This is a genomic window from Olleya sp. ITB9 (assembly GCF_001315805.1).
GTDB classification, from domain to species: domain Bacteria; phylum Bacteroidota; class Bacteroidia; order Flavobacteriales; family Flavobacteriaceae; genus Olleya; species Olleya sediminilitoris.
On sequence record NZ_BCBW01000018.1, the window covers coordinates 1 to 20,800 of the forward strand.

Genomic DNA, 20,800 nt, shown 5'->3' on the forward strand with positions numbered 1-20,800 from the left:
TTAATAGCTCCATAACCACCAGCTATATCTATTAAATTATGTATACCTCTACTTTTTAAAATTGACGCAGCAATTACAGATCGATAACCACCTGCACAATGTACATAAAAAGGTTTATCTTCAGGAAACTGGCTTAAATGACTATTAATATTGTCTAAAGCAGTATGTTTAGCTCCATCAACATGTTCGGCTGTAAACTCTCCATCTTTTCTTACATCAAAAATGACGTCTTTATTCTCTTGGTATCTGTTTGCAAACTCTTCTGCAGAAATAGATGTTAAAGTATCATACTCCATTCCAGAATCTTTCCATGCTTTAAAACTACCTTCTAAATAACCAATAACATTATCAAAACCTACACGAGATAAACGCGTAATAACTTCCTCTTCTCTACCTTCTGGAGCTACTAATAAAATAGGTTGACTAACGTCTGCAATTAATGCACCAACCCAAGGTGCAAATCCACCATCAATACCTATAAAAATAGATCGTGGTATGTGACCTTTAATAAATTCTGATTGGTGACGTACGTCTAAAACAATGGCTTCTGTTTCGTTTGCTGCAGCTTCAAAAGCTTTTGGAGCTAATGGTGTTTGCGATTTTGTCATGACTTTATCAAAGCTTTCATAACCTTGAATATTCATCATAACGTTTTGAGGAAAGTATGCTGGAGGTTCTGACAAACCATCTAATAATTCAGCTATAAATTCATCTTTAGTCATATTAGCTCGTAAAGCATAATTAACCTTTTTCTGGTTGCCTAACGTGTCTGTAGTTTCTTTACTCATGTTTTTACCACAAGCAGAACCTGCACCATGATTTGGATACACGATTAAATCATCGCTTAATGGCATGATTTTATTACGAAGCGAATCGTATAAATAACCTGCCAACTTTTCTTGGGTTAAATCTGAGGCTATTTTCTGTGCTAAATCTGGACGACCAACATCACCAATAAATAAGGTGTCACCTGTTATGATTCCGTGTTCTTTATTATTTTCATCTATCAAAAGGTACGTCGTACTTTCCATAGTATGACCTGGAGTATGTATTACTTTTATTTTATAATCTCCTATTTCAAATATTTGACCATCTTCTGCTATTATTGCATCATAAGATGGGTTTGCTGTTGGACCAAATACAATTTGAGCTCCAGATTTAGCTTTTAAATCTAAATGACCAGACACAAAATCTGCATGAAAATGTGTTTCAAAAATATATTTGATTTTAGCATTATCTGCTTTAGCTTTGTTAATATATGGTTGTACTTCTCTTAATGGGTCTATTATTGCTGCTTCACCGTTACTTTCTATATAATATGCAGCGTGTGCTAAGCAACCTGTATATATTTGTTCTACCTTCATTGTGATTATATTTTATAGTAATTAAAGTGTTTTGCATCTAAAAAAGCAAACCCTTTTTTACTTTATTTATTCAAATTTACTAATGTTTTTAAGTTTGTACAGCAACTTTTGTTACATTATTTTAAAACTAGCTCTTTTAGAATAATGTAAATAGACATTACTAAAACAAACCAACCAAAACTCTTTTTTAATTTTTTTCCTGATACAAATTTAGAAAAATAGCCTCCTATTAAAATACCAATAATTGTTAATAATGAAAAACTTAATAAAAAATACCAATCAATATCCAAAGTTTGAGCATCTCCTGTAAATCCTATTAACGAGTTTATTGCAACTATTACCAAAGATGTACCTACCGCTTTTTTCATATCTAAATTAGCCCAAAGCACTAATGCTGGCACGTATAAAAACCCTCCTCCTGCACCAATTAAACCTGTAATTAAACCTATTATTATACCTTGAATAAAAGTTTTATAATATGGTTGAGATGCTTTATGATTTACAACTTCTTTTTTGGTTTTAATCATTGAAAAAGCTGCTATAAACATAATTAAAGCAAAAAATATCATGATCGCCATAGCTTTTGTTACTATAAAACCACCTATTGTAAAAAGGTTTTCTGGTATAGCAGGTACTAAAAAACGTCTAGATAAATATACTGCTAAAAAGGATGGAAAAGAAAATGCTAAGCCTGTTTTAAAATCTACTAATTTTTTTTGGTGTTTTTGTATAACACCTACCAAAGAAGAGGATCCTACTACAAATAATGAATATGCAGTGGCTATTATTGGGTTAAATCCTAAAAAATATACCAATAAAGGTACTGTTAAGATAGAACCACCACCACCAATCAATCCTAGTATACCTCCAATTATAAAGGCTCCTAGATAGGTAACTACTTGTTGTAAATCCATTAATTTTATAATTTATTTAGTCAAAAGTAATTATCCTAATTAGCATATATAGTAACATAAGTTACATAATTATAAATCTATAACTTTGATATTATTTCGATGTAATTCAATTTTACCCTCAAGCTCTAATGTTTTTAAAAGTCTAGAAATAACAACTCTAGAGGTATGTAAATCTCTAGCAATTTCTTGATGTGTAACATGTATTAACTCGTTATGATTAACCATTGCTTTGTCTTTTAAGTATTTAAACAGACGTTTGTCCATTTTCAAAAATGCAATAGTATCAATAGCCTCAAGCAGTTCTGACATACGATTATGATAGCTTTGCAATACAAATTGTCTCCAACTTTTGTACTTACCTAACCACTCCTCCATTTTAGCTACCGGAACCATAATTAATTTGGTGTCTGTTTCTGCAATAGCTCTTATTTCACTTTTAGAATTTCCTAAACAGCAAGATAATGTCATAGCACAGGTATCACCTTGTTCTATAAAGTACAAAATTAACTCGTCACCATCTTTATCTTCTCTTAAAATTTTAATTGCTCCACTAACTAAAAGTGGCATAGACTTGATGTAGTCTCCAATTTCAATTAATTTAAAACCTTCAGATATATCTTTATATGTCCCAACATTATTAATTTCTTGAATTAATTCATCTTCAAACAAATACCCATAATGTTGCTGTAACTGCTCTAACATATTAATAATTTTAATTGTAAAGTTAACCAATAGTTACAGTAAAACTAATTGGCAAATCAATTTTTAACAGCTTTAGATTGCTGAAAACACATGGAAAGCATATTAAATAACTCTGGATGTTTTTGTTTAAATAATTTAGGTCTTTCAAAAAAATACTCTGAAGCTACAGCAAAAAATTCTGCTTGGCTTGTTCCTCCATATTTTCTGATATCAGATTGATCATTATTAATTGCTTCCATTTCTTTATGCATTAAAGTTAACCAAGGTTGTATGTATGCTTTACCTAAAAAATACTCTGGAATTCCGTCTGTATCTCCATCCATCTTGTCTAAAAGATGCACAAATTCGTGAATTGGAGTATTATGTTTATCTGTTTTATTTAAAAAAGCATGTCTGATGGCTTTTTGAGATAAAATCATTTGTTTATCAAAACGACCTGTTCCAACCATACCTAATATTTTTTTATCCTTGTCTTGGTTGGAAAATTGTAAATCTGCATTAAACTTATCTGGGTAAACAATGATACCAGATAGATTGTTGTAACTCCACTCCTTAAATCCAAATACTGGTATGATAGCACTTGAGGCTAATAATACTTTATCTATATCTTCAATAGTTGTGTTGACTGCATCTATATTTACCTCGCTTAAAAATAATAACATACGTTGTCTAAAAACTGCTTGATTTTTAGCAGATAGCTTTTTATAAAACAAGACATTGTCTAACAATAATTTATGCCAATGTTTAGGAAATTGTTTAATTGCTTTAGGCTTCATTAAATAAAACGCATAGGCAACTAGTCCAACAAATACTATAAAAACAAATAAGTAGATCATATTTTAAAATTGTACTGCAAAATATTGCAATTACGACTTAGAAAAAAATATAGTGTGTAAAAAAGCTGATAATAAGTATATTCGCATTAAATATAAAAACATATGGTTAAAGCAGTATTATTTGATATGGATGGTGTTATTGTAGACACTGAACCTTTACATAAAAAAGCTTATTTTTTAATGTTTGATCAATTTAATATTGAAGTTTCAAAAGCATTATACGAGTCTACCACAGGACAATCTACTATTAATGTTTGTAAAAAATTATGTGATGTTTTTGGTTTAAAAAACGACCCAAAAGAATTAATGCTTTGTAAACGTGACATTTTTTCGGGATTGTTCCATAGTGATCCCAGTTTAAAATTAATTGATGGTGTTTTAAATATTATTAAGGATTATCACCATAACGGAATTACCCTAGTTTTAGCCTCATCAGCTTCCATGGGAACTATAAACAAAGTCTTTACACGTTTTGAATTAGACCAATATTTTAAAGCTAAAATTAGTGGAGCAGATTTAAAAGCCTCTAAACCTCATCCTGAAATATTTGAAAAAGCTGCTGAATTAGCTGGTTATAGTCAAGACAAATGTATTGTTATTGAAGACTCTACAAACGGAATTAAATCTGCTAAAGCTGCTGGTAGCTTTTGTATTGGATATGATAGTTTACACTCTAAAAATCAAGATTACAGTCAAGCTGATGTTGTAGTTAACGACCTTAATATTATAGATTCTAACTATTTAAAAAACTTAAAATTGTAAGACTTTAATTAGTCTTCATTTTTACGTACCTGACGTCTTTCTTCTCTAGCTGCTTGTCGTGCTTCTCTTTTTTCTTCTTTGGTTAATTGATCTGCACCATCAATAGCATCATCAAAATTAATTGTATCGTCAGTTTCACCTCTAAAAGCTTTAATCCAAGCATTCTTAAAAATACCACCAATAGTTGTCCAAACACCAGTTTCTACATTATTTAAATCTCCTTCAATTGGTATTTGGGTTGCTAATGTATCAGTTTTTTGATTTTTAAGGGCAAACTTAAAAAAGCCTACTAAACCTTCCCAAAGGGTTTCCAAAAACCCATCTTCTTTTCCTATTAATTTACTATCTGTCAATAGTGGTTTCATGTAACCTTTTAAGTATCCATCTGCAATAGCGACTTCACTAAACAGCTCTACTGTGCCACTTTCAAAATCAATTCCTGCATAATAATTTGTAAAATCATTTAATGCTGTAGCATTAGCTTTTTCAAGTGAAAATGCTAAATCCATATCAGGAATTTCTTTTATAATGTTTACATTTCCGTTTAATTGGACTTGTCCTCCTCCAAAGGATACTCCTGTTGCAGTAACTGGTGACGGTAGTATGCGCTCCTTCTCTATAACATTACGTAAATTATCTGCTGATAACTCTAGTTTACTTATGGATAAATCTACATTAGGCTCTGCAGATAATTGTACAAAAGCAACTTTACCATTATGTACTTGAAAATGATTAATCTTTAATGGCACCAAGTCTGTTAAAGCTTTAGTCCAATCTTCTACTTCTGGTAATCCATCTTTTGGTGTGGATTGCTGGTCTTCAAAAACATAAATAACCTCTGGATTACTCATAATAATTTCAGCAACTACTTTACCATCAAAAATAGACTTCCACTCTACTGAAATATCTGATTTTGGGAAATTTAAAAACGGAACTTGTGTATTGGCATCTACTTTATTTAAGTACAATCCGTTAATAACATAAGCACCTCTTATAAGTGAAATATCTATACTTTTTACCTCTCCATAATAACCTGGTATATCTGCTAAAACTTTGTTTACATAATTTTTTACATACGTTGGTAAGTATAGTCTTACTGCTAATAATATTAATAAAACTAATAAAGGTAAAAGGTATCTTTTTTTCTTGTATGCTGGTTTTTTAGTTTTCAAATGTTTGGGAGTCTTATTGTTATTTTTTTTGAATAAAATAAATGTAAGAATTATCGTTATAACAGCAATCTAATTAGTTTTAAATTAACATTAATAGACTTTGAAAAGCTATTTCAAATTGAAAAGACAAAATTTAAAGACATGATATTTGTCATATACTGCTTGATTAAAACCACCTAATTTTGAAGTATAAATAAAAAATATATGTGCGTCTCGTTAGTCAATAAATATAATGTTTCTGGTCCTAGATATACTAGCTATCCGACAGTTCCGTATTGGGATCCAGAAGCTTTTTCATTAAAACAATGGAAACAAAATTTAAAAAAAGCATTTGACCAAAGCAACAGCACTGAAGGTATTAGTTTATACATACACCTTCCTTTTTGCGAAAGTCTTTGTACGTTTTGTGGTTGTAACAAACGAATAACTAAACGTCACGATGTAGAAATACCATACATAAAAGCAATTATAAAAGAGTGGCAATTATATTGTGATTTATTGGTTGAAAAACCTGTAATAAAAGAGCTTCATCTTGGAGGTGGAACTCCAACTTTTTTTGACTCTGAAAACTTAAAACTATTAATTAATAGTATAAAACATCATGCTATTCTTGCTGAAAATTATGAGTTTAGTTTTGAAGGTCATCCTAATAATACAACTAAAGATCATTTACAAACTTTATATAATCTAGGTTTTAATCGTGTTAGTTTTGGTGTACAAGATTATAATCCAGAAGTACAAAAAGCAATACATCGTGTTCAACCATTTGAAAATGTAAAACAAGTCACACAATTAGCACGTGAGATTGGTTATACATCCATTAGTCATGATATTATTTTTGGGTTACCTTTTCAAACAGAAGCCCATGTAAAAGAAACTATTACTAAAACTAAAGCACTACTACCAGATCGCATTGCATTTTATAGTTATGCACATGTCCCTTGGATTAAAGGCAATGGTCAGCGTGGTTTTAATGACAACGATTTACCTTCGGCTGAAAGCAAACAAAACCAATACCAATTAGGAAAACAATTATTAACAGAAGCTGGCTATCATGATATTGGTATGGATCATTTTGCTTTACCAACAGATGCACTTTATAAAGCTAGCCAATCCAAAACCATGCATCGCAATTTTATGGGTTACACTGCCTCTAAAACTAAAGTAATGATTGGTCTTGGAGTGTCTTCTATAAGTGATAGTTGGTATGCTTTTGCACAAAATGTAAAAAGTATTGAGTCTTATTACGACCTATTGGAAAACAACTGCATACCTGTATACAGAGGTCATATTTTAAATCAAGAAGACTTAATAATTAGACAACACATTTTAAATTTAATGTGTAATTTTGAAACAAATTGGATTGCTGAAGACTTAAATTTTAAAGACTTACCAGAAATTATTTATAAGTTAAAAGAAATGCAAGACGACGGTTTATTAATTTTTGAATCACAACAAATAATAATTACAGAAAAAGGGAAACCTTTTGTACGTAATATATGTATGGCTTTTGATGTACTGTTGCAACGTAACAAACCAGAAACACAACTATTTTCAATGACAGTTTAGCTGTTAAAGTAATTATAAAAACTAACCATTGGACTTTAGATTTATTAAATTTAAGATATAATACAAAACCCAAAAAACAACTAAATATGAAAAAAATAATTGTACCAGTAGACTTTTCTGATCACTCAAATTTCGCATTAGAAACTGCTGCAATACTAGCCAAAAAATATAATGCAGAAATTTTAGCTTTACATATGTTAGAAATTTCTGAAACTATATTAACACAAGGTGAGTCTGAAATAGAATCTGAAACATTATTCTTATTAAAATTAGCTGAAAAACGTTTTAATGAATTTTTAGAGCAAGATTTTTTGAAAGACGTTACAGTTGTACCAATTGTTAAACATTTTAAAGTTTTTAGCGAAGTTAACGAGGTTGCTAAAGAGCATAGTGCTGACTTAATTGTTATGGGATCTCATGGTTCAAGCGGTTTAAAAGAAATCTTTGTTGGTTCTAACACAGAAAAAGTTGTTAGAAATGCAGAAGTACCTGTTCTTGTAATAAAAAACAAACCAACAGCTTTAAGTTTTGATAACGTTGTATTTGCATCAGACTTTACAGAAAGTAGTATCAATCCATATTTAAAGGCTAGTCAATTATTTGACACATTAGGTTCAAACATGCACCTAGTATATATTAACACTCCTGGAGAAAACTTTAACAGTACTTCAGAAATGGAACAAATTGTCGTTAACTTTTTACAAAAAGCAGATGGTAATTTAGATAAATTATCAGAAGTAGATTTTATTTCAGATTATAGCGTTGAAAAAGGTGTGCTTAGTTACGCTAACGTTACTGGAGCGGACGCAATAGCTATTGCAACACATGGACGTACAGGATTTAGTCACTTTTTAAGTGGAAGCATCTCTGAGGATATTGCAAATCATGCAGCATTACCTGTTATCACATTTAGAATAGATTAAAAACCTATTACATATAAAACCCTAAGCCTCTTGCAATAAAATTGTAAGAGGCTTTTTTATTAAACCTAATATATATCATGTTTTTTAAGATATTAATCTATTAACTTTAAGTAAACCTTAAAATTGATAGTTATGAAACATATATTAATACCTACAGATTTTTCTAAAAATTCATGGAATGCTATTGTATATATATTACAATACTATAAGACTCAAGTCTGTAAATTTTATTTATTACATACACACCCTTTAAAGCCCTCAACAATTGAAAACATGCCTACGTTCACTTTAAAAAGCATCATTGAACAATCAAGTATTCAATTACAAGATTTTAAAGAACAAATTTTAAAAAACTACTCAAACAAACTACACAGTTTTGAAACGTTAAACGAGTTTTTAAGCTTACCAAAAGCCATTAAATCTTGCTTAAAAAAGTATCCTATTCATAAAATTATTATGGGTACAAAACAAACTTGTAAGCATAAACCAAATTTATTTGGAACGACTACCAAATATATAATGGATGCAAAAATCAACAGTCCAATATTTATAATACCTGATAATTATAATCATCAACCTATAAAAGAAGTGTTATTTCCTACTGATTTAAATAGGTTTTATAGTGAAAATGAAATTAACTTAATCAAACAAATAACCATCGAGCATAATGCTACTTTAAGAGTTTTAAACATTAAGGGAAACAAATCTTTAAATAAAATTCAGAAGTATAATTTATCTGTCCTAAAACAAGGATTTAATAGTATTGAAACCCATTACCACTCTATTAATAATTACAATAAAAAAGAAACCATAATTAACGAGTGTATTGAAAAACTAAGTATAGATCTACTTATAATGGTAAACTATAAACACAACATTGTTAAACGAATAATACATGAACCTGTTATAAAAAAAATAGGAATTAAGCCTCATATTCCGTTTTTAATAATTCCTGAAATAATGAAAATTAACACTAATACTAAAACACCTATACATCATGAAAACACAACACACAACAACACAATGGTATAGTGCAGATCGTATGCACGAAATGACAAAAACATGGTTATCCGAATTACATTTTATTAAAGACGAACAACTTTTTTTAGAAGATCTAATATCAGATTACTCTCAAAAAATAAGCAACGATGACATTTATATTAAGGCACAAAATGCAGCAACTGCTTTACAACGTACTAAAAGAGGTAATCACAAATTAATTACAGACTTAACAACTCATGAAAATCAACTAAGTATAATGGTTGATGGTATTGACCAGCTTGATAAAGAACAACAATACAAAACAAATCATGTTGAATTTACTAAAACCATAAGTCAGTTTTTTTACGATTATAAAGCTGTGAAATTTGAAATTTTTAAATTAGTAAAAGACTTAATGAAAACTGATAAACAAGATCCTAAATTGTAAAAAACATGAGAAAATTAATTATAGTTTTACTTAGCTTAACTTTTTTAAATTGTGCATCTACTAAGTTAAAAGAACATTGGATTAGTCCCGAAGCCAATGACTATAGCTTAAACAAAGTTTTAGTTATAGGGCTTACAAAAGATACTGAAGTCAGAGAAAAATTTGAAAAAAAAATACAAACTCAATTAACTTTAAGAGGCTTAGAGGCTAATACAAGCTTAACTAAATTTGATACTGCTTTTTTAGAAAAAGAACGTACAGAAACTGAGTTAAAAGTTATAGAAAATCAACTTTTAACCGAAGGTTATGATGCTGTCATATTTACTAAAGTAGCTGCTATAAAAAACAAAATACAATACAAGAAAAATTTTCAAATATTAAATCATAACAAGTTTAAGGATGATTATTTAATGTATCAAGATCAATATTTTAATCCTGATAATTATAAAGAATATCAAGTATACAATGCAGAAACATCAGTGTACTGTTTATGTCCAACTAAAGACAGAACCCTAGTTTGGAAAGGTTATATAGATATTATTGACCCTGAAAATAGCAGTAAAATTATAAATCAATACGCAAAATTATTACTTTCCGTTTTAGAAGAAGACAAAATAATACCGACATTAAACTAAATTATTTAATCGTGTAATATAAAAAGTGGTACTACTGCAATCTTACTGTGTTTAGTAATTGGTGATCCAGAAAACAGGCGTTCTAAAAAGCTTGTTTTTTGGATTATAAACACTTCTAAATCTATAGTATTTGTTTGCACATATGTATCGATTACGTAATGCATTGGCACATTTGATATATTATAATAATTGTAAAGACTATCTTGTAATAATTGCTTTAAAACTGCTTGATCATCAAAGGTTACATCTGTATTATCTTGATTGATGCGTAATACATGAAAATGCCCATTACCTTCACCTATTACATTTACAATATTTTTTAAACGTTGTGCTGTTAATTGGTCTTTTAAATCTAAAGGTAATAATACATTATTAGGTTTAATAAATTTAAAATCCTTAGGTATTATTAATGTAGGACAAATCACTTTTCTAATAACGTTTAACGTATGACTACCAAAAACAACCTCATCTGCACCTGTTACACCATTAGTACCCATTACAATTAAATCTATATTTTTAGTGTCTACTAATTGATTGACTGCATCTGTAAACACATCATAATCCATGTGAGTTGTATATGTATGTTTTTTATTTTTAAATGAATTTTTAAGCGTTACGACTAAATCTTCTAAATCTTCTTTTGGTGATTTTACTATTGAAGCATATAAATTATCATTACCTGAAGTCATTAAATCTGCTGAAGTAAATGCAGAAGCTTTATGCACGTATACCAAATGAAAATTTATGGTTTGGTTGGCAAATAACTGTAATGCATAGTGCATTGCATTTTTTGAACTATTGGAAAAATCGGTAAGTAATATTATGTTTTTCATTTAAATACAGAATTAAAAATTATTTAGCTTCCTCTAATTTACAATTAAATTATAAGTTTTTAGCTGCCTGGCAAAATTTCCGCGAAAGCGTTATTTTTTAATGACAATCTATTGCGCTACTAACCATTTCTACGACAGGCTTTGGCGATATATAAGGTATACCTAAACCTAAACCACGTAAAATAAATAATATTCCAATAACGACTATAAACACAGGAATGGCTTTTTGAATACGTTGTTTAACATGTGCATTTAAAAATTTACCTAAGTAAATTGCTGTGGTCATTAAAGGTATGGTACCTAGACCAAAAAAAGACATGTACAGGCCTCCTTGCCAAGCTGTACCTGTAGCTATGGCTCCAAAAACTGCCATATAAACTAATCCACAGGGTAAAAATCCGTTTAAAAAACCAATGGTTAAAAATGTGTCTGCTGTTTTCTTTTTTAAGGCTTGTCCCATTTGTTTTTTTACAAAACCTACTGCTTTATAAATAGGTTTTACTATAAAGTTTTGACCTATTTTTTTATATGGAAACACAATAACAACAATCATTAACACACCAATTATGATGGACAATTTTTGTTGTAATCCAAATATATACAAGCTTTTACCTATTAGCCCAAAAATTAAACCAATAATACTATAGGCTAATAAACGACCAATGTGATAAGCTGTGATTTGTGATATTTTTTTAATTGAATTACTTCTGTCAACAGGCAACATAAAGGCTATTGGACCACACATACCAACGCAGTGAAAGCTTCCTAATAATCCAAATATGAATGCTGTTAATAACATTAGTATTGTATTTGATCTTTAAACATGTAGTTATTGTTGTTATAAGACCAATCTATTTTAAGGTTCCAACGACCATCTAACAAACGATTGTCAGGTATGAGCAAAGTGTGGTTAGACAACAAAATTGTGGTATTGAAGTCTAATTGCTTATTAGATGGTCTGTATAGGAACACTTGTCCTTTTATTGTTTTATAATCCAACTCTTTAGGGAAGTGTATTTGCATACCTTCTGGTGTTTTTTCCCAAGTTAATTTAGATGCTAAAGTTTTAGCATTTTTTTCTTTATTAATATCGTTTTGATATTCTAACTCTTGTTTGTAATAATTATCATTTACCAAGTCATGATCTAGACTTTTGTCTGTATTCATGGCTATTACAAAGTACATGATAAAGCTTATAAATAATATAAATGCTATTACGACTGCTGTTCCCCAATTTAATTTCATAATACTGTGTTTTAATTATAGCTTCTTGGTCCTAAAAAGTTAACTGTTGTGGTTTCTATTAATTTCTGTCCACTATAAACTTGTATAGTTAATTTGGTTTTATCTCCTTTTAAATCGTTTTCATTTAACTCTATAAATAACGTTCCTTCTGCTAATCCTTGCTCAGGAACCACAAAACTATGGTCGGCAGACACCAATTTGATAGTACCTTGATAGTCTTGCAATTTGAAGCTAACATTTTCAATTTGTTGTGTTGTTTTATTAACCAATTTATAGGTAAACACGTTACTTATAATGTTATTCTCTTTATGCTCGTATAATTGACCAGGCAATCTAAGTACTCTTGCTTCTACATCATTACGTAATTGAAGCATTGCAAATAAAACGCCTGTTAATATGACTAAAACTACGATATATGCTTTAAGACGTGTTGTGAGTTTAAAAGGTTCTTTTTTCTCTATATTGTCCTCGCTAGCATAACGGATTAGCCCTTTAGTCAACCCAACTTTATCCATAATTGTATCACACTCGTCAATACAAGCTGTACAATTAACGCATTCTAATTGAGTCCCATTTCTAATATCTATACCAGTTGGACAGACATTTACACATTGCATACAATCTATACAATCTCCATGTCCTAAAGCTGCTCTGTCTTCGTTTTTACGGAATTTTTTTCGACCGTTTTCTCCTTCTCCTCTTTTATGGTCATAAGCTACTATTATAGATTTGTTATCTAAAAGTACACCTTGTAAACGTCCATAAGGACAAGCTATAATACAGACTTGCTCTCTAAACCATGAAAATACAAAGTAGAATAATCCAGTAAATATTAATAATGGAAATAATGTAGATAAGTGCTTAAAAGGACCTTCTGTTACATAATTTAATAATTTATCACTTCCAATTAAATACGCTAAAAACACATTAGCTATTAAAAATGAAATAATTACAAAAATAGTATGTTTTAAAAGGCGTTTTCTTGTTTTTTGTGGTGTCCATTTAGAGCGTTTAAGCTTCATTTGTGCACCTCTGTCTCCATCTATCCAATATTCTATACGTCTAAATACCATTTCTAGAAATATAGTTTGAGGACAAATCCATCCACAAAATATACGACCAAAAGCAACTGTAAATAAGGTTATAAAGACAACACCAATAATCATTGAGATGACAAACAAGTGAAAATCTTGAGGCCAAAACGGAAATCCAAAAATATTAAAACGACGCTCTAATACATTGAATAGCAAAAACTGATTACCATTAATTTTAATAAATGGAGCTGCAAATAAAAAGGCTAATAAAACATAACTTACAATTTTCCTGTAGTCATAAAACTTACCACTTGGTTTTTTAGGAAAAATCCAAGCGCGTTTACCGTCTTCATTAATTGTTGCAATCGAGTCTCTAAAACTCTCGTTATCTGGAGCTTCCATTTGTTTTTATTTAATTATTCATTGAAACAGACTCTTCTATTTCTAAATCTTCAGTAGTTTCAATTGTTTCAGTTGGTGTTGTTGTATCCTCTGTACCTTCTGGTTGCCAAATGTCTCCTTCTGGATCTTTAGGACTTGCAGGCGTTGTACCTTGTAAAGACAATACATAACTTGCTACTTGAGCCATTTCGACTGGTTTTAAACCTTCTTTTTTCCAAGATATCATACCTTTTCCAGATCGACCTCCTTCAGATATTGTTCTAAACACACTTTTAATGTCTCCTCCTAAAATCCAATATTTATCTGTTAAATTTGGTCCAATTCCTCCTCCTCCATCAGCCATGTGACATGCTACACAGTTAGCTCCAAATATTTTCTTACCATTTGATAAATCTGCAGCATCTGTTAGTAAAACAACCGAGTTTACATCTACTAAGTTTTTGGCAGTCTTTTTATAAGCTTCAATTTCAATTTTAGCTTGAGCATACTCATTATCTAATTCTTCATACTGAGTATCTGAGCTTCCTGTAACATGAAAATTGAATAAATAAATTGCAGCAAAAACCATTGAAGCATACCAAGAATATAGCCACCAAGGTGGTAAATTATTATCTAACTCCTTTATTCCGTCATAATTATGATCTAAAATAATTTCGTGTTCTTCCTCAATAGGTGTTTCATCTCCTTTAAGTTTAGCATACAATGCTTTAAGTTTTTTAAACTGTGGTACTTTTGAAGCATTTGCTATGTAACGTGCTTTACCAGCTTCGTCTAAACTTTGAAACAAAACACTTTCAATAGCTCCAACAATACCTTCAATTGCTATTAATACAAATAGTATTAATAGTAAAAACAACATTATTATTGGATACTCTAAAAAAGCAGGCTTATCACCAGAGTCAACAAAATACTCTACCATTCCGAAGATGATAAAAAACACTACAGGAACTCTGATGTATGATGGGAATAAATTTTTCATATTTCGGTTTCGTTTTGGTTATCTAATTCTAATGGAATATTACTTACTTTAGTGATGTAGTCTTTTTTGGCAGTAATAACCCACCAAAAAAGTACTACAAAAAAGCCAAAGAATATAAGTAATGAAAGGATTGGATATATCTCTACACCAGTAATACTTTCTAAATGATTTTTTACAAATTTTAACATGATAGTTTAGTTTTGTACTGTTGTTTCTTCTTCTGTTTGTTCTACTTTAATATCTGTCCCTAAACGTTGCAGATAAGCTATTACAGCAACAATCTCTCTGTTTCGCATTTCTACAAAATCATCTCCTCCTTTTTTCTTACTAGCTTCATAAGATTTTGCAAAATCAGGATCTGTGTATAGGTTTTTCTCTATTTGTGTTCCTTGTGCTAACATTTCTGCTTTAGCATTAGCAATATCATCTTCTGTATATGGTACACCTAACGACACCATAACTCTCATTTTATCTTCGATTTGTGACTTATCTAGGGTGTTATTGATTAACCATTTATAAGATGGCATAATCGATCCTGAAGACGTACTTTGTGGATCATACATGTGGTTAAAGTGCCAGTTATCTGAGTACTTTCCACCTACACGATGTAAATCTGGTCCAGTACGTTTACTTCCCCATAAAAATGGATGATCATAGACAAACTCTCCTGCTTTACTGTACTCGCCATAACGTTCTACCTCACTTCTAAAAGGACGTACCATTTGCGAGTGACACCCAACACAACCTTCACGTATATAAATATCACGACCTTCTAATTCTAAAGGCGAATAAGGTTGAACACTACTAATTGTTGGAATATTAGACTTAACCATTATAGTTGGTACAATTTGCACTACACCACCAATTAAAATAGCTATAGTTGCTCCAATTGTTAATCTAATTGGTTTACGTTCTAACCAAGTGTGCCATCCTTCTCCAGCGACACGTTTTTTAGACACACGTTGTAATGCAGCAGCTTCTGCTAGCTCATCTTCAACAGTGCTTCCTTTTCTTATAGTTTGAATAACGTTAAATACTAAAATTAGCATTCCTGTTAAATACAACGTTCCTCCAATAGCACGCATCCAATACATTGGTATAATCTCGGTTACTGTTTCAAGGAAATTACCGTATTTTATATTTCCATCTGGATTAAATTGCTTCCACATACTAGCTTGAGTAAATCCAGCTACATACATTGGTAATGCATACATGATAATACCTAAAGTTCCTATCCAAAAGTGAAGGTTAGCCAATGCTAAAGAGTGTAATTTGGTTTTAAATAATTTTGGTACTAGATAATAAATCATACCAAAAGTTAAAAACCCATTCCATGCTAATGCACCAACGTGTACGTGTGCAATAATCCAATCTGTAAAGTGTGCAATTGCATTTACATTTTTAAGCGATAACATTGGTCCTTCAAAGGTTGCCATACCATAACCAGTAATAGCTACTACCATAAATTTAAGTACAGGATCAACACGTACTTTATCCCAAGCACCACGAAGTGTTAATAACCCATTTATCATTCCTCCCCAAGATGGCATTAGTAGCATTACTGAAAATGCAACTCCTAAATTCTGAGCCCATTCTGGTAAAGCTGTATATAATAAATGGTGTGGTCCAGCCCAAATGTATATAAAGATTAAAGACCAAAAGTGTACAATAGATAATCTGTAAGAATAAACAGGTCTGTTAGCTGCTTTAGGTACAAAGTAGTACATTAATCCTAAAAACGGAGTCGTTAAGAAAAACGCAACTGCATTATGACCATACCACCATTGTACTAAGGCATCTTGTACACCTGCGTAAACCGAGTAACTTTTCATTCCTGTAAAACTTACAGGCATCTCTAAACTATTAAAAATATGTAAAACTGCAACTGTTACAAATGTTGCTATGTAAAACCAAATCGCAACATATAAATGACGTTGACGACGTTTTAGCATTGTACCAATTAAATTAGCTCCAAAAGCTACCCAAATTAAAGCAATAGCAATATCAAAAGGCCATTCAAGTTCTGCATATTCTTTTGAAGTAGAATAACCTAAAGGTAATGTAATAGCAGCACCAACAATAATTAACTGCCAACCCCAAAAATTAATATTACTTAATAAATCGCTATACATTCTAGCCTTAAGTAAACGTTGCGTCGAATAATACACTCCTGCAAAAATAGCATTACCAACAAATGCAAAAATTACTGCATTAGTGTGTAACGGTCTTAAACGACCAAAGCTTAGCCATGAAATCCCATCAGTCATGTTTGGGAATAAAAACATGAACGCTAAAATAAGCCCTACAAGCATACCTACAACTCCCCAGAGCATAGTAGCATAAAGAAACTTTTTAACGATCTTGTTATCGTAATAAAATTGCTGCATTTCCATAATTAATTGTGATTAGTCTTTTTATTGTTTTTTGTTAGTGTGTGTTTGCTTTTAACCAATTCGTCATCAAAAAGCATACGTACAGATGGTGTATACCCATCATCAAATTGTCCATTTTTAACAGCCAGAATAAACGCTGCAAAAAAGCCTATTGCCACTATGACACTGACCGTAAGTAAAATATAAATAACACTCATACCTATTAAGAAGTTATGTTACAAAAGTAAATTAGAAGGGCTTTTTAAAAGATGACATTTATCATGTTTAAGTAGATTTATCAAAAAAAATTAAGATTATTTTAAGATTGTTTTTCGCTTTCGCGGAAATACAGCCATAAGTCATTTTTTCATACCGAAACTTATGCCTTAACTCTAAACGTTTCTTCTACTAATGGAGACTGTTTTTCTACTTTACAACCTACTGCAATCGTCGTCCAATCCAATTTGTAGCTAATGTTGTAAACACTACAATACTAATAGAACTTAAAGGCATTAAAATAGCAGCTATAACAGGAGCTAATTGACCAGTAACCGCAAAATATAAACCCACAACATTATAACAAAAAGACAATACAAAACTCCATTTTATAATCTTTATAGCGCTTTTAGATGCCTTTATATATTGATCTAACTGATTAAACTTACTTGCACCTAAAATGGCATCACAAGCAGGCGAAAACACATTAACATTTTCGGATATTGCTATACCAACATTACTTTGTGCCAAAGCTCCAGCATCGTTTAAACCATCTCCAACCATTAACACTTTAGCTCCTTCAGATTGATGGTATTTAATATACTCTAGCTTATCATCTGGTTTTTGATTAAAAAGTAACTTTGTTTTTGCTGGAAGTAGTTTTTTCAAGTTTTCTAATTCGCCTTCATTATCTCCCGAAAGAATCACTAAATCATAATGTTTTTTTAAAGTATTAAACAACTTTGATAAGCCTTTACGATAACTGTTATAAAAAGTAAATTTACCTTTATAATTATCATTAGTACTAATATGTACAGCTGTATTTAGTACAGCTGTTTCGGTTTTAAAACCTACAAATTTAGCAGACCCTATTTTAATGTGGTTAGTATTATGAGTCGCTTCAATACCTTGTCCTAAGTGTTCTTCAAAACTATCTAAAGTGACAATAGCATTTTCCTTTAAAATATCATATAAACTTCTACTTAAAGGATGATTAGATCCTCTTAAAGTATTTTTAAGTAATGTTTCTTCCGTTTGGTTTAATGGTAAACCTTCATATTGAGCATCACTTTTTTTGTTAGAAGTTATAGTTCCTGTTTTATCAAAAATTAATGTATCAACATGTGCTAATTGCTCTAAAACTGATGCATTTTTTAAGTAGAATTTTTTCTTTCCTAAAATTCGTAATAAATTCCCAAAAGTAAAAGGTGCAGATAAAGCAATTGCACAAGGACATGCAATAATTAAAACCGCTGTAAATACATTTAAAGCTTTACTACTATCTAAAAATAACCATACTATTGTAGCAATAAATGCAATACTTAAAACTGCTATAGTAAAACGTTTACTAATAGCATTAGTTAACGTTGTAAATCCATCCTCTTTGTTTTTATTAAATACATCATTACTCCATAATTGCGTTAAATAACTTTGTTCAACAGACTTAATAGCTTCCATTTCAATAACTCCTGAGGTTTGCTTACCACCAGCAAATAACTTATCTCCAGATTGTTTTTTTAAAGCTTCAGACTCTCCTGTTACAAAGCTATAATCTATTTTAGCGTTTCCGTTAATTAAAATACCATCAACAGGTATCAACTCTTGATTTCTTATTAAAAGTCGATCTCCTTTTTGGATATCATATACCTGAACAGGTGTTTCTAAACCATTGGTTATTTTAGTAATTGCAATAGGAAAATAGGACTTGTAGTCACGCTCAAAGGATAAAAAAGAATAGGTTTTTTGCTGAAAAAACTTTCCTAATAATAAAAAGAAAACCAATCCTGTTAAACTATCAAAAAAACCAGAACCAAGGTCTAAAGCTATTTCGGCAGTACTTCTTATAAATAAAACAACTATACCAAGAGCTATAGGAATATCAATGTTTAACATTTTAGTTTTTATTGCTTTGTAAGCTGATACAAAATAATCCTGTGCAGCATAAAATACTACAGGTAATGAAAACGCAAACATTACCCATCTAAAAACATGTTTGTATTGTTCTAACCAAAACTCGTTAACCTCAAAATACTCCGGAAACGACAAAAACATAACATTTCCAAAAGCAAATCCTGCGACACCTAGTTTGTAAATTAAACTTCGGTTAACGTTTTCTTGACCTGTTTTATAATCGTCTAAACTAATATATGGCTCATAACCAACTGAGCTTAATAGAAGGACCAATTGTTTAAGGGAAAATACTTCGGTATTGTAAGACACCCTTACTGTTTTTTTTCCAAAATTAACTTGCGATAAAGTTATGGCTGTATTTAATTTATTGAGGTTTTCTAAAATCCAAATACAAGAACTACAATGTATATGCGGAATATAAAGTGTTACAATCTGAGTTTTATCATCTGAAAACTCGACTAACTTTTCAATAATTTTTTCTTGAGATAAAAAATCGTATTTACCTTCAATTTCTTTTGGAATAGCGCCTGGAGAAGACTGCAGGTCATAATAACACGTTAAATCGCTTTCTGACAAAATCTCATAAACTGTTTTACAACCTTGACAACAAAAGGGTTTATCTTCTAAAATAATAGTGGTTTCTGTACAATTATCTCCACAATGATAACATACTTTATAATCCATAATTTGCTCTTTTTACCTGTAACAAAGGTTACATTTTAAGCGCTTTTATTATATGATATTTGTCATGTTAGATATTACAAACTTTTGGTAAACTTCCAACAAATTAAGGTATGAGTAAATGTGAACAATGTATTGTTAGGCAATTTAATAGTTTAAAGGCCTTGACTAAAGAAGAATTAATGCGAGTCTCTGCATGTAAAATAACAAAATTCATAAAAAAAGGAGATGTTATTTTTGATGAAGGTGATATTTTAAATGGTATTTATTGCGTGAGAGAAGGAGTTTGTAAAATGACTAAATTAAGCAAAAATGGTAAGGATCAAGTTGTAAAATTAGTAATTAAAGGAGGTATGATGGGACAACGCACTTTAGTTAGTGGTCAGTCTTCTAATTTAAAAGCTGTGGCAATTAACGATATGCAAGTCTGTTTTATACCTAAACAAGAAATCTTACATGATTTACATACTAATGTTGATTTTAGTATGGACGTATTAAAAAGAATGGCTTTAGATTTAAAGAATGCAGATAATAGTATTGTAGATATGGCACAAAAATCTGTAAAACAACGTTTAGCTGAAACTTTAATATATGTCAATAATAAATTTGGAATAGATAACAATGGGTATTTATCCTTAACACTATCTAGAGATGATTATGCAAGTATTGTTGGTACTGCTACCGAAAGTGCAATTAGAATTTTATCTCAGTTTAAAAAAGAACGTTTAATAAGTACTAAAGGGAAACAAATTAAAATTGAAAATTTAGAGGCTTTAAAACATATTGAATAACATCTTCAAAGCAAAAAAGGATGTAATATA

At 30.4% G+C, this 20,800-nt stretch carries 21 protein-coding genes; 7 read left to right on the top strand and 14 right to left on the bottom strand.

Annotated features, from left to right (window positions below):
* From ITB9_RS04145 to ITB9_RS04160, 4 genes are all read right to left on the bottom strand, one after another.
* The coding region (locus ITB9_RS04145; RefSeq protein ID WP_054851267.1) for a rhodanese-like domain-containing protein at positions 1-1,364 on the bottom strand (1,364 nt) is incomplete at its 3' end.
* Positions 1,365-1,480: 116 nt separating this feature from the next.
* Positions 1,481-2,278, bottom strand: coding sequence for a sulfite exporter TauE/SafE family protein (locus ITB9_RS04150; RefSeq protein WP_028291022.1), 798 nt, complete (start codon positions 2,276-2,278; stop codon positions 1,481-1,483).
* Between the two features lie 69 nt (positions 2,279-2,347).
* The gene (locus ITB9_RS04155; protein WP_028291023.1) at positions 2,348-2,980 is read right to left on the bottom strand and encodes a Crp/Fnr family transcriptional regulator; all 633 of its coding nucleotides are present in this window, start codon (positions 2,978-2,980) and stop codon (positions 2,348-2,350) included.
* Positions 2,981-3,036: 56 nt separating this feature from the next.
* Entirely contained in the window at positions 3,037-3,816 is a 780-nt protein-coding gene (locus ITB9_RS04160; RefSeq protein WP_028606320.1) for a zinc-dependent peptidase, read from the bottom strand.
* A gap of 102 nt (positions 3,817-3,918) precedes the next feature.
* Here ITB9_RS04160 and ITB9_RS04165 point away from each other — a divergent pair, with 102 nt between their 5' ends.
* Positions 3,919-4,578, top strand: a complete 660-nt coding sequence (locus ITB9_RS04165; protein ID WP_054851268.1) for an HAD family phosphatase — start codon at positions 3,919-3,921, stop codon at positions 4,576-4,578.
* An 8-nt stretch (positions 4,579-4,586) separates the two neighbouring features.
* Here the strand turns inward: ITB9_RS04165 and ITB9_RS04170 are convergent, their stop codons facing one another.
* Complete coding sequence (locus tag ITB9_RS04170) at positions 4,587-5,750, bottom strand: DUF748 domain-containing protein (protein WP_054851269.1); 1,164 nt, start codon at positions 5,748-5,750, stop codon at positions 4,587-4,589.
* Between the two features lie 204 nt (positions 5,751-5,954).
* Between ITB9_RS04170 and hemN the strand changes: the two genes are divergently transcribed.
* The 5 genes from hemN to ITB9_RS04195 all read left to right on the top strand — a co-directional run bounded on the left by hemN (position 5,955) and on the right by ITB9_RS04195 (position 10,306).
* Positions 5,955-7,319, top strand: coding sequence for an oxygen-independent coproporphyrinogen III oxidase (hemN, locus tag ITB9_RS04175; RefSeq protein WP_028291026.1), 1,365 nt, complete (start codon positions 5,955-5,957; stop codon positions 7,317-7,319).
* Between the two features lie 86 nt (positions 7,320-7,405).
* The gene (locus tag ITB9_RS04180; RefSeq protein WP_028291027.1) at positions 7,406-8,242 is read left to right on the top strand and encodes a universal stress protein; all 837 of its coding nucleotides are present in this window, start codon (positions 7,406-7,408) and stop codon (positions 8,240-8,242) included.
* A gap of 132 nt (positions 8,243-8,374) precedes the next feature.
* Positions 8,375-9,274 (top strand): universal stress protein, encoded by a 900-nt coding sequence (locus ITB9_RS04185; protein ID WP_054851270.1) that lies wholly within the window; start codon positions 8,375-8,377, stop codon positions 9,272-9,274.
* Positions 9,240-9,671, top strand: coding sequence for a hypothetical protein (locus ITB9_RS04190; protein ID WP_028291029.1), 432 nt, complete (start codon positions 9,240-9,242; stop codon positions 9,669-9,671). Before ITB9_RS04185 ends, ITB9_RS04190 begins: the two co-directional genes overlap by 35 nt.
* Before the next feature lie 5 nt (positions 9,672-9,676).
* Positions 9,677-10,306, top strand: coding sequence for a hypothetical protein (locus ITB9_RS04195; protein ID WP_054851271.1), 630 nt, complete (start codon positions 9,677-9,679; stop codon positions 10,304-10,306).
* Positions 10,307-10,311: 5 nt separating this feature from the next.
* Here the strand turns inward: ITB9_RS04195 and ITB9_RS04200 are convergent, their stop codons facing one another.
* The 9 genes from ITB9_RS04200 to ITB9_RS04240 all read right to left on the bottom strand — a co-directional run bounded on the left by ITB9_RS04200 (position 10,312) and on the right by ITB9_RS04240 (position 19,982).
* Positions 10,312-11,139, bottom strand: a complete 828-nt coding sequence (locus tag ITB9_RS04200; RefSeq protein WP_054851272.1) for a universal stress protein — start codon at positions 11,137-11,139, stop codon at positions 10,312-10,314.
* 97 nt (positions 11,140-11,236) lie between these two features.
* Positions 11,237-11,938: a sulfite exporter TauE/SafE family protein gene (locus ITB9_RS04205; RefSeq protein WP_054851273.1), complete on the bottom strand. Its 702-nt coding sequence runs from the start codon at positions 11,936-11,938 to the stop codon at positions 11,237-11,239.
* Positions 11,938-12,384: a FixH family protein gene (locus ITB9_RS04210; protein ID WP_028291032.1), complete on the bottom strand. Its 447-nt coding sequence runs from the start codon at positions 12,382-12,384 to the stop codon at positions 11,938-11,940. The genes ITB9_RS04205 and ITB9_RS04210 overlap by 1 nt, the downstream gene beginning before the upstream one ends.
* Positions 12,385-12,395: 11 nt before the next feature.
* On the bottom strand, positions 12,396-13,820 hold the full coding sequence (ccoG, locus tag ITB9_RS04215) for a cytochrome c oxidase accessory protein CcoG (protein ID WP_054851274.1): 1,425 nt from the start codon (positions 13,818-13,820) through the stop codon (positions 12,396-12,398).
* 10 nt (positions 13,821-13,830) lie between these two features.
* Positions 13,831-14,799 (bottom strand): cbb3-type cytochrome c oxidase N-terminal domain-containing protein, encoded by a 969-nt coding sequence (locus tag ITB9_RS04220; protein WP_054851275.1) that lies wholly within the window; start codon positions 14,797-14,799, stop codon positions 13,831-13,833.
* Positions 14,796-14,987, bottom strand: coding sequence for a cytochrome c oxidase subunit IV (locus tag ITB9_RS04225; protein ID WP_028291035.1), 192 nt, complete (start codon positions 14,985-14,987; stop codon positions 14,796-14,798). Before ITB9_RS04225 ends, ITB9_RS04220 begins: the two co-directional genes overlap by 4 nt.
* 6 nt (positions 14,988-14,993) lie before the next feature.
* Positions 14,994-17,192, bottom strand: a complete 2,199-nt coding sequence (ccoN, locus tag ITB9_RS04230; protein WP_054851276.1) for a cytochrome-c oxidase, cbb3-type subunit I — start codon at positions 17,190-17,192, stop codon at positions 14,994-14,996.
* A gap of 2 nt (positions 17,193-17,194) precedes the next feature.
* The gene (ccoS, locus tag ITB9_RS04235; RefSeq protein WP_028291037.1) at positions 17,195-17,389 is read right to left on the bottom strand and encodes a cbb3-type cytochrome oxidase assembly protein CcoS; all 195 of its coding nucleotides are present in this window, start codon (positions 17,387-17,389) and stop codon (positions 17,195-17,197) included.
* Between the two features lie 220 nt (positions 17,390-17,609).
* On the bottom strand, positions 17,610-19,982 hold the full coding sequence (locus ITB9_RS04240; protein WP_054851277.1) for a heavy metal translocating P-type ATPase metal-binding domain-containing protein: 2,373 nt from the start codon (positions 19,980-19,982) through the stop codon (positions 17,610-17,612).
* 110 nt (positions 19,983-20,092) lie between these two features.
* On the opposite strand from ITB9_RS04240, the gene ITB9_RS04245 reads away from it, so the two are divergent.
* Positions 20,093-20,770, top strand: a complete 678-nt coding sequence (locus ITB9_RS04245; RefSeq protein WP_054851278.1) for a Crp/Fnr family transcriptional regulator — start codon at positions 20,093-20,095, stop codon at positions 20,768-20,770.
* Positions 20,771-20,800: the final 30 nt, after the last annotated feature.

What these genes read in the sequence shown, in the direction of transcription:
- ITB9_RS04150 (WP_028291022.1), bottom strand. Translation starts at nt 2,278, where the DNA reads ATGGATTTACAACAAGTAGTTACCTATCTAGGAGCCTTTATAATTGGA.
- ITB9_RS04155 (WP_028291023.1), bottom strand. Translation starts at nt 2,980, where the DNA reads ATGTTAGAGCAGTTACAGCAACATTATGGGTATTTGTTTGAAGATGAA.
- ITB9_RS04160 (WP_028606320.1), bottom strand. Translation starts at nt 3,816, where the DNA reads ATGATCTACTTATTTGTTTTTATAGTATTTGTTGGACTAGTTGCCTAT.
- ITB9_RS04165 (WP_054851268.1), top strand. Translation starts at nt 3,919, where the DNA reads ATGGTTAAAGCAGTATTATTTGATATGGATGGTGTTATTGTAGACACT.
- hemN (WP_028291026.1), top strand. Translation starts at nt 5,955, where the DNA reads ATGTGCGTCTCGTTAGTCAATAAATATAATGTTTCTGGTCCTAGATAT.
- ITB9_RS04180 (WP_028291027.1), top strand. Translation starts at nt 7,406, where the DNA reads ATGAAAAAAATAATTGTACCAGTAGACTTTTCTGATCACTCAAATTTC.
- ITB9_RS04185 (WP_054851270.1), top strand. Translation starts at nt 8,375, where the DNA reads ATGAAACATATATTAATACCTACAGATTTTTCTAAAAATTCATGGAAT.
- ITB9_RS04190 (WP_028291029.1), top strand. Translation starts at nt 9,240, where the DNA reads ATGAAAACACAACACACAACAACACAATGGTATAGTGCAGATCGTATG.
- ITB9_RS04195 (WP_054851271.1), top strand. Translation starts at nt 9,677, where the DNA reads ATGAGAAAATTAATTATAGTTTTACTTAGCTTAACTTTTTTAAATTGT.
- ITB9_RS04200 (WP_054851272.1), bottom strand. Translation starts at nt 11,139, where the DNA reads ATGAAAAACATAATATTACTTACCGATTTTTCCAATAGTTCAAAAAAT.
- ITB9_RS04205 (WP_054851273.1), bottom strand. Translation starts at nt 11,938, where the DNA reads ATGTTATTAACAGCATTCATATTTGGATTATTAGGAAGCTTTCACTGC.
- ITB9_RS04210 (WP_028291032.1), bottom strand. Translation starts at nt 12,384, where the DNA reads ATGAAATTAAATTGGGGAACAGCAGTCGTAATAGCATTTATATTATTT.
- ccoG (WP_054851274.1), bottom strand. Translation starts at nt 13,820, where the DNA reads ATGGAAGCTCCAGATAACGAGAGTTTTAGAGACTCGATTGCAACAATT.
- ITB9_RS04220 (WP_054851275.1), bottom strand. Translation starts at nt 14,799, where the DNA reads ATGAAAAATTTATTCCCATCATACATCAGAGTTCCTGTAGTGTTTTTT.
- ITB9_RS04225 (WP_028291035.1), bottom strand. Translation starts at nt 14,987, where the DNA reads ATGTTAAAATTTGTAAAAAATCATTTAGAAAGTATTACTGGTGTAGAG.
- ccoN (WP_054851276.1), bottom strand. Translation starts at nt 17,192, where the DNA reads ATGGAAATGCAGCAATTTTATTACGATAACAAGATCGTTAAAAAGTTT.
- ccoS (WP_028291037.1), bottom strand. Translation starts at nt 17,389, where the DNA reads ATGAGTGTTATTTATATTTTACTTACGGTCAGTGTCATAGTGGCAATA.
- ITB9_RS04240 (WP_054851277.1), bottom strand. Translation starts at nt 19,982, where the DNA reads ATGGATTATAAAGTATGTTATCATTGTGGAGATAATTGTACAGAAACC.
- ITB9_RS04245 (WP_054851278.1), top strand. Translation starts at nt 20,093, where the DNA reads ATGAGTAAATGTGAACAATGTATTGTTAGGCAATTTAATAGTTTAAAG.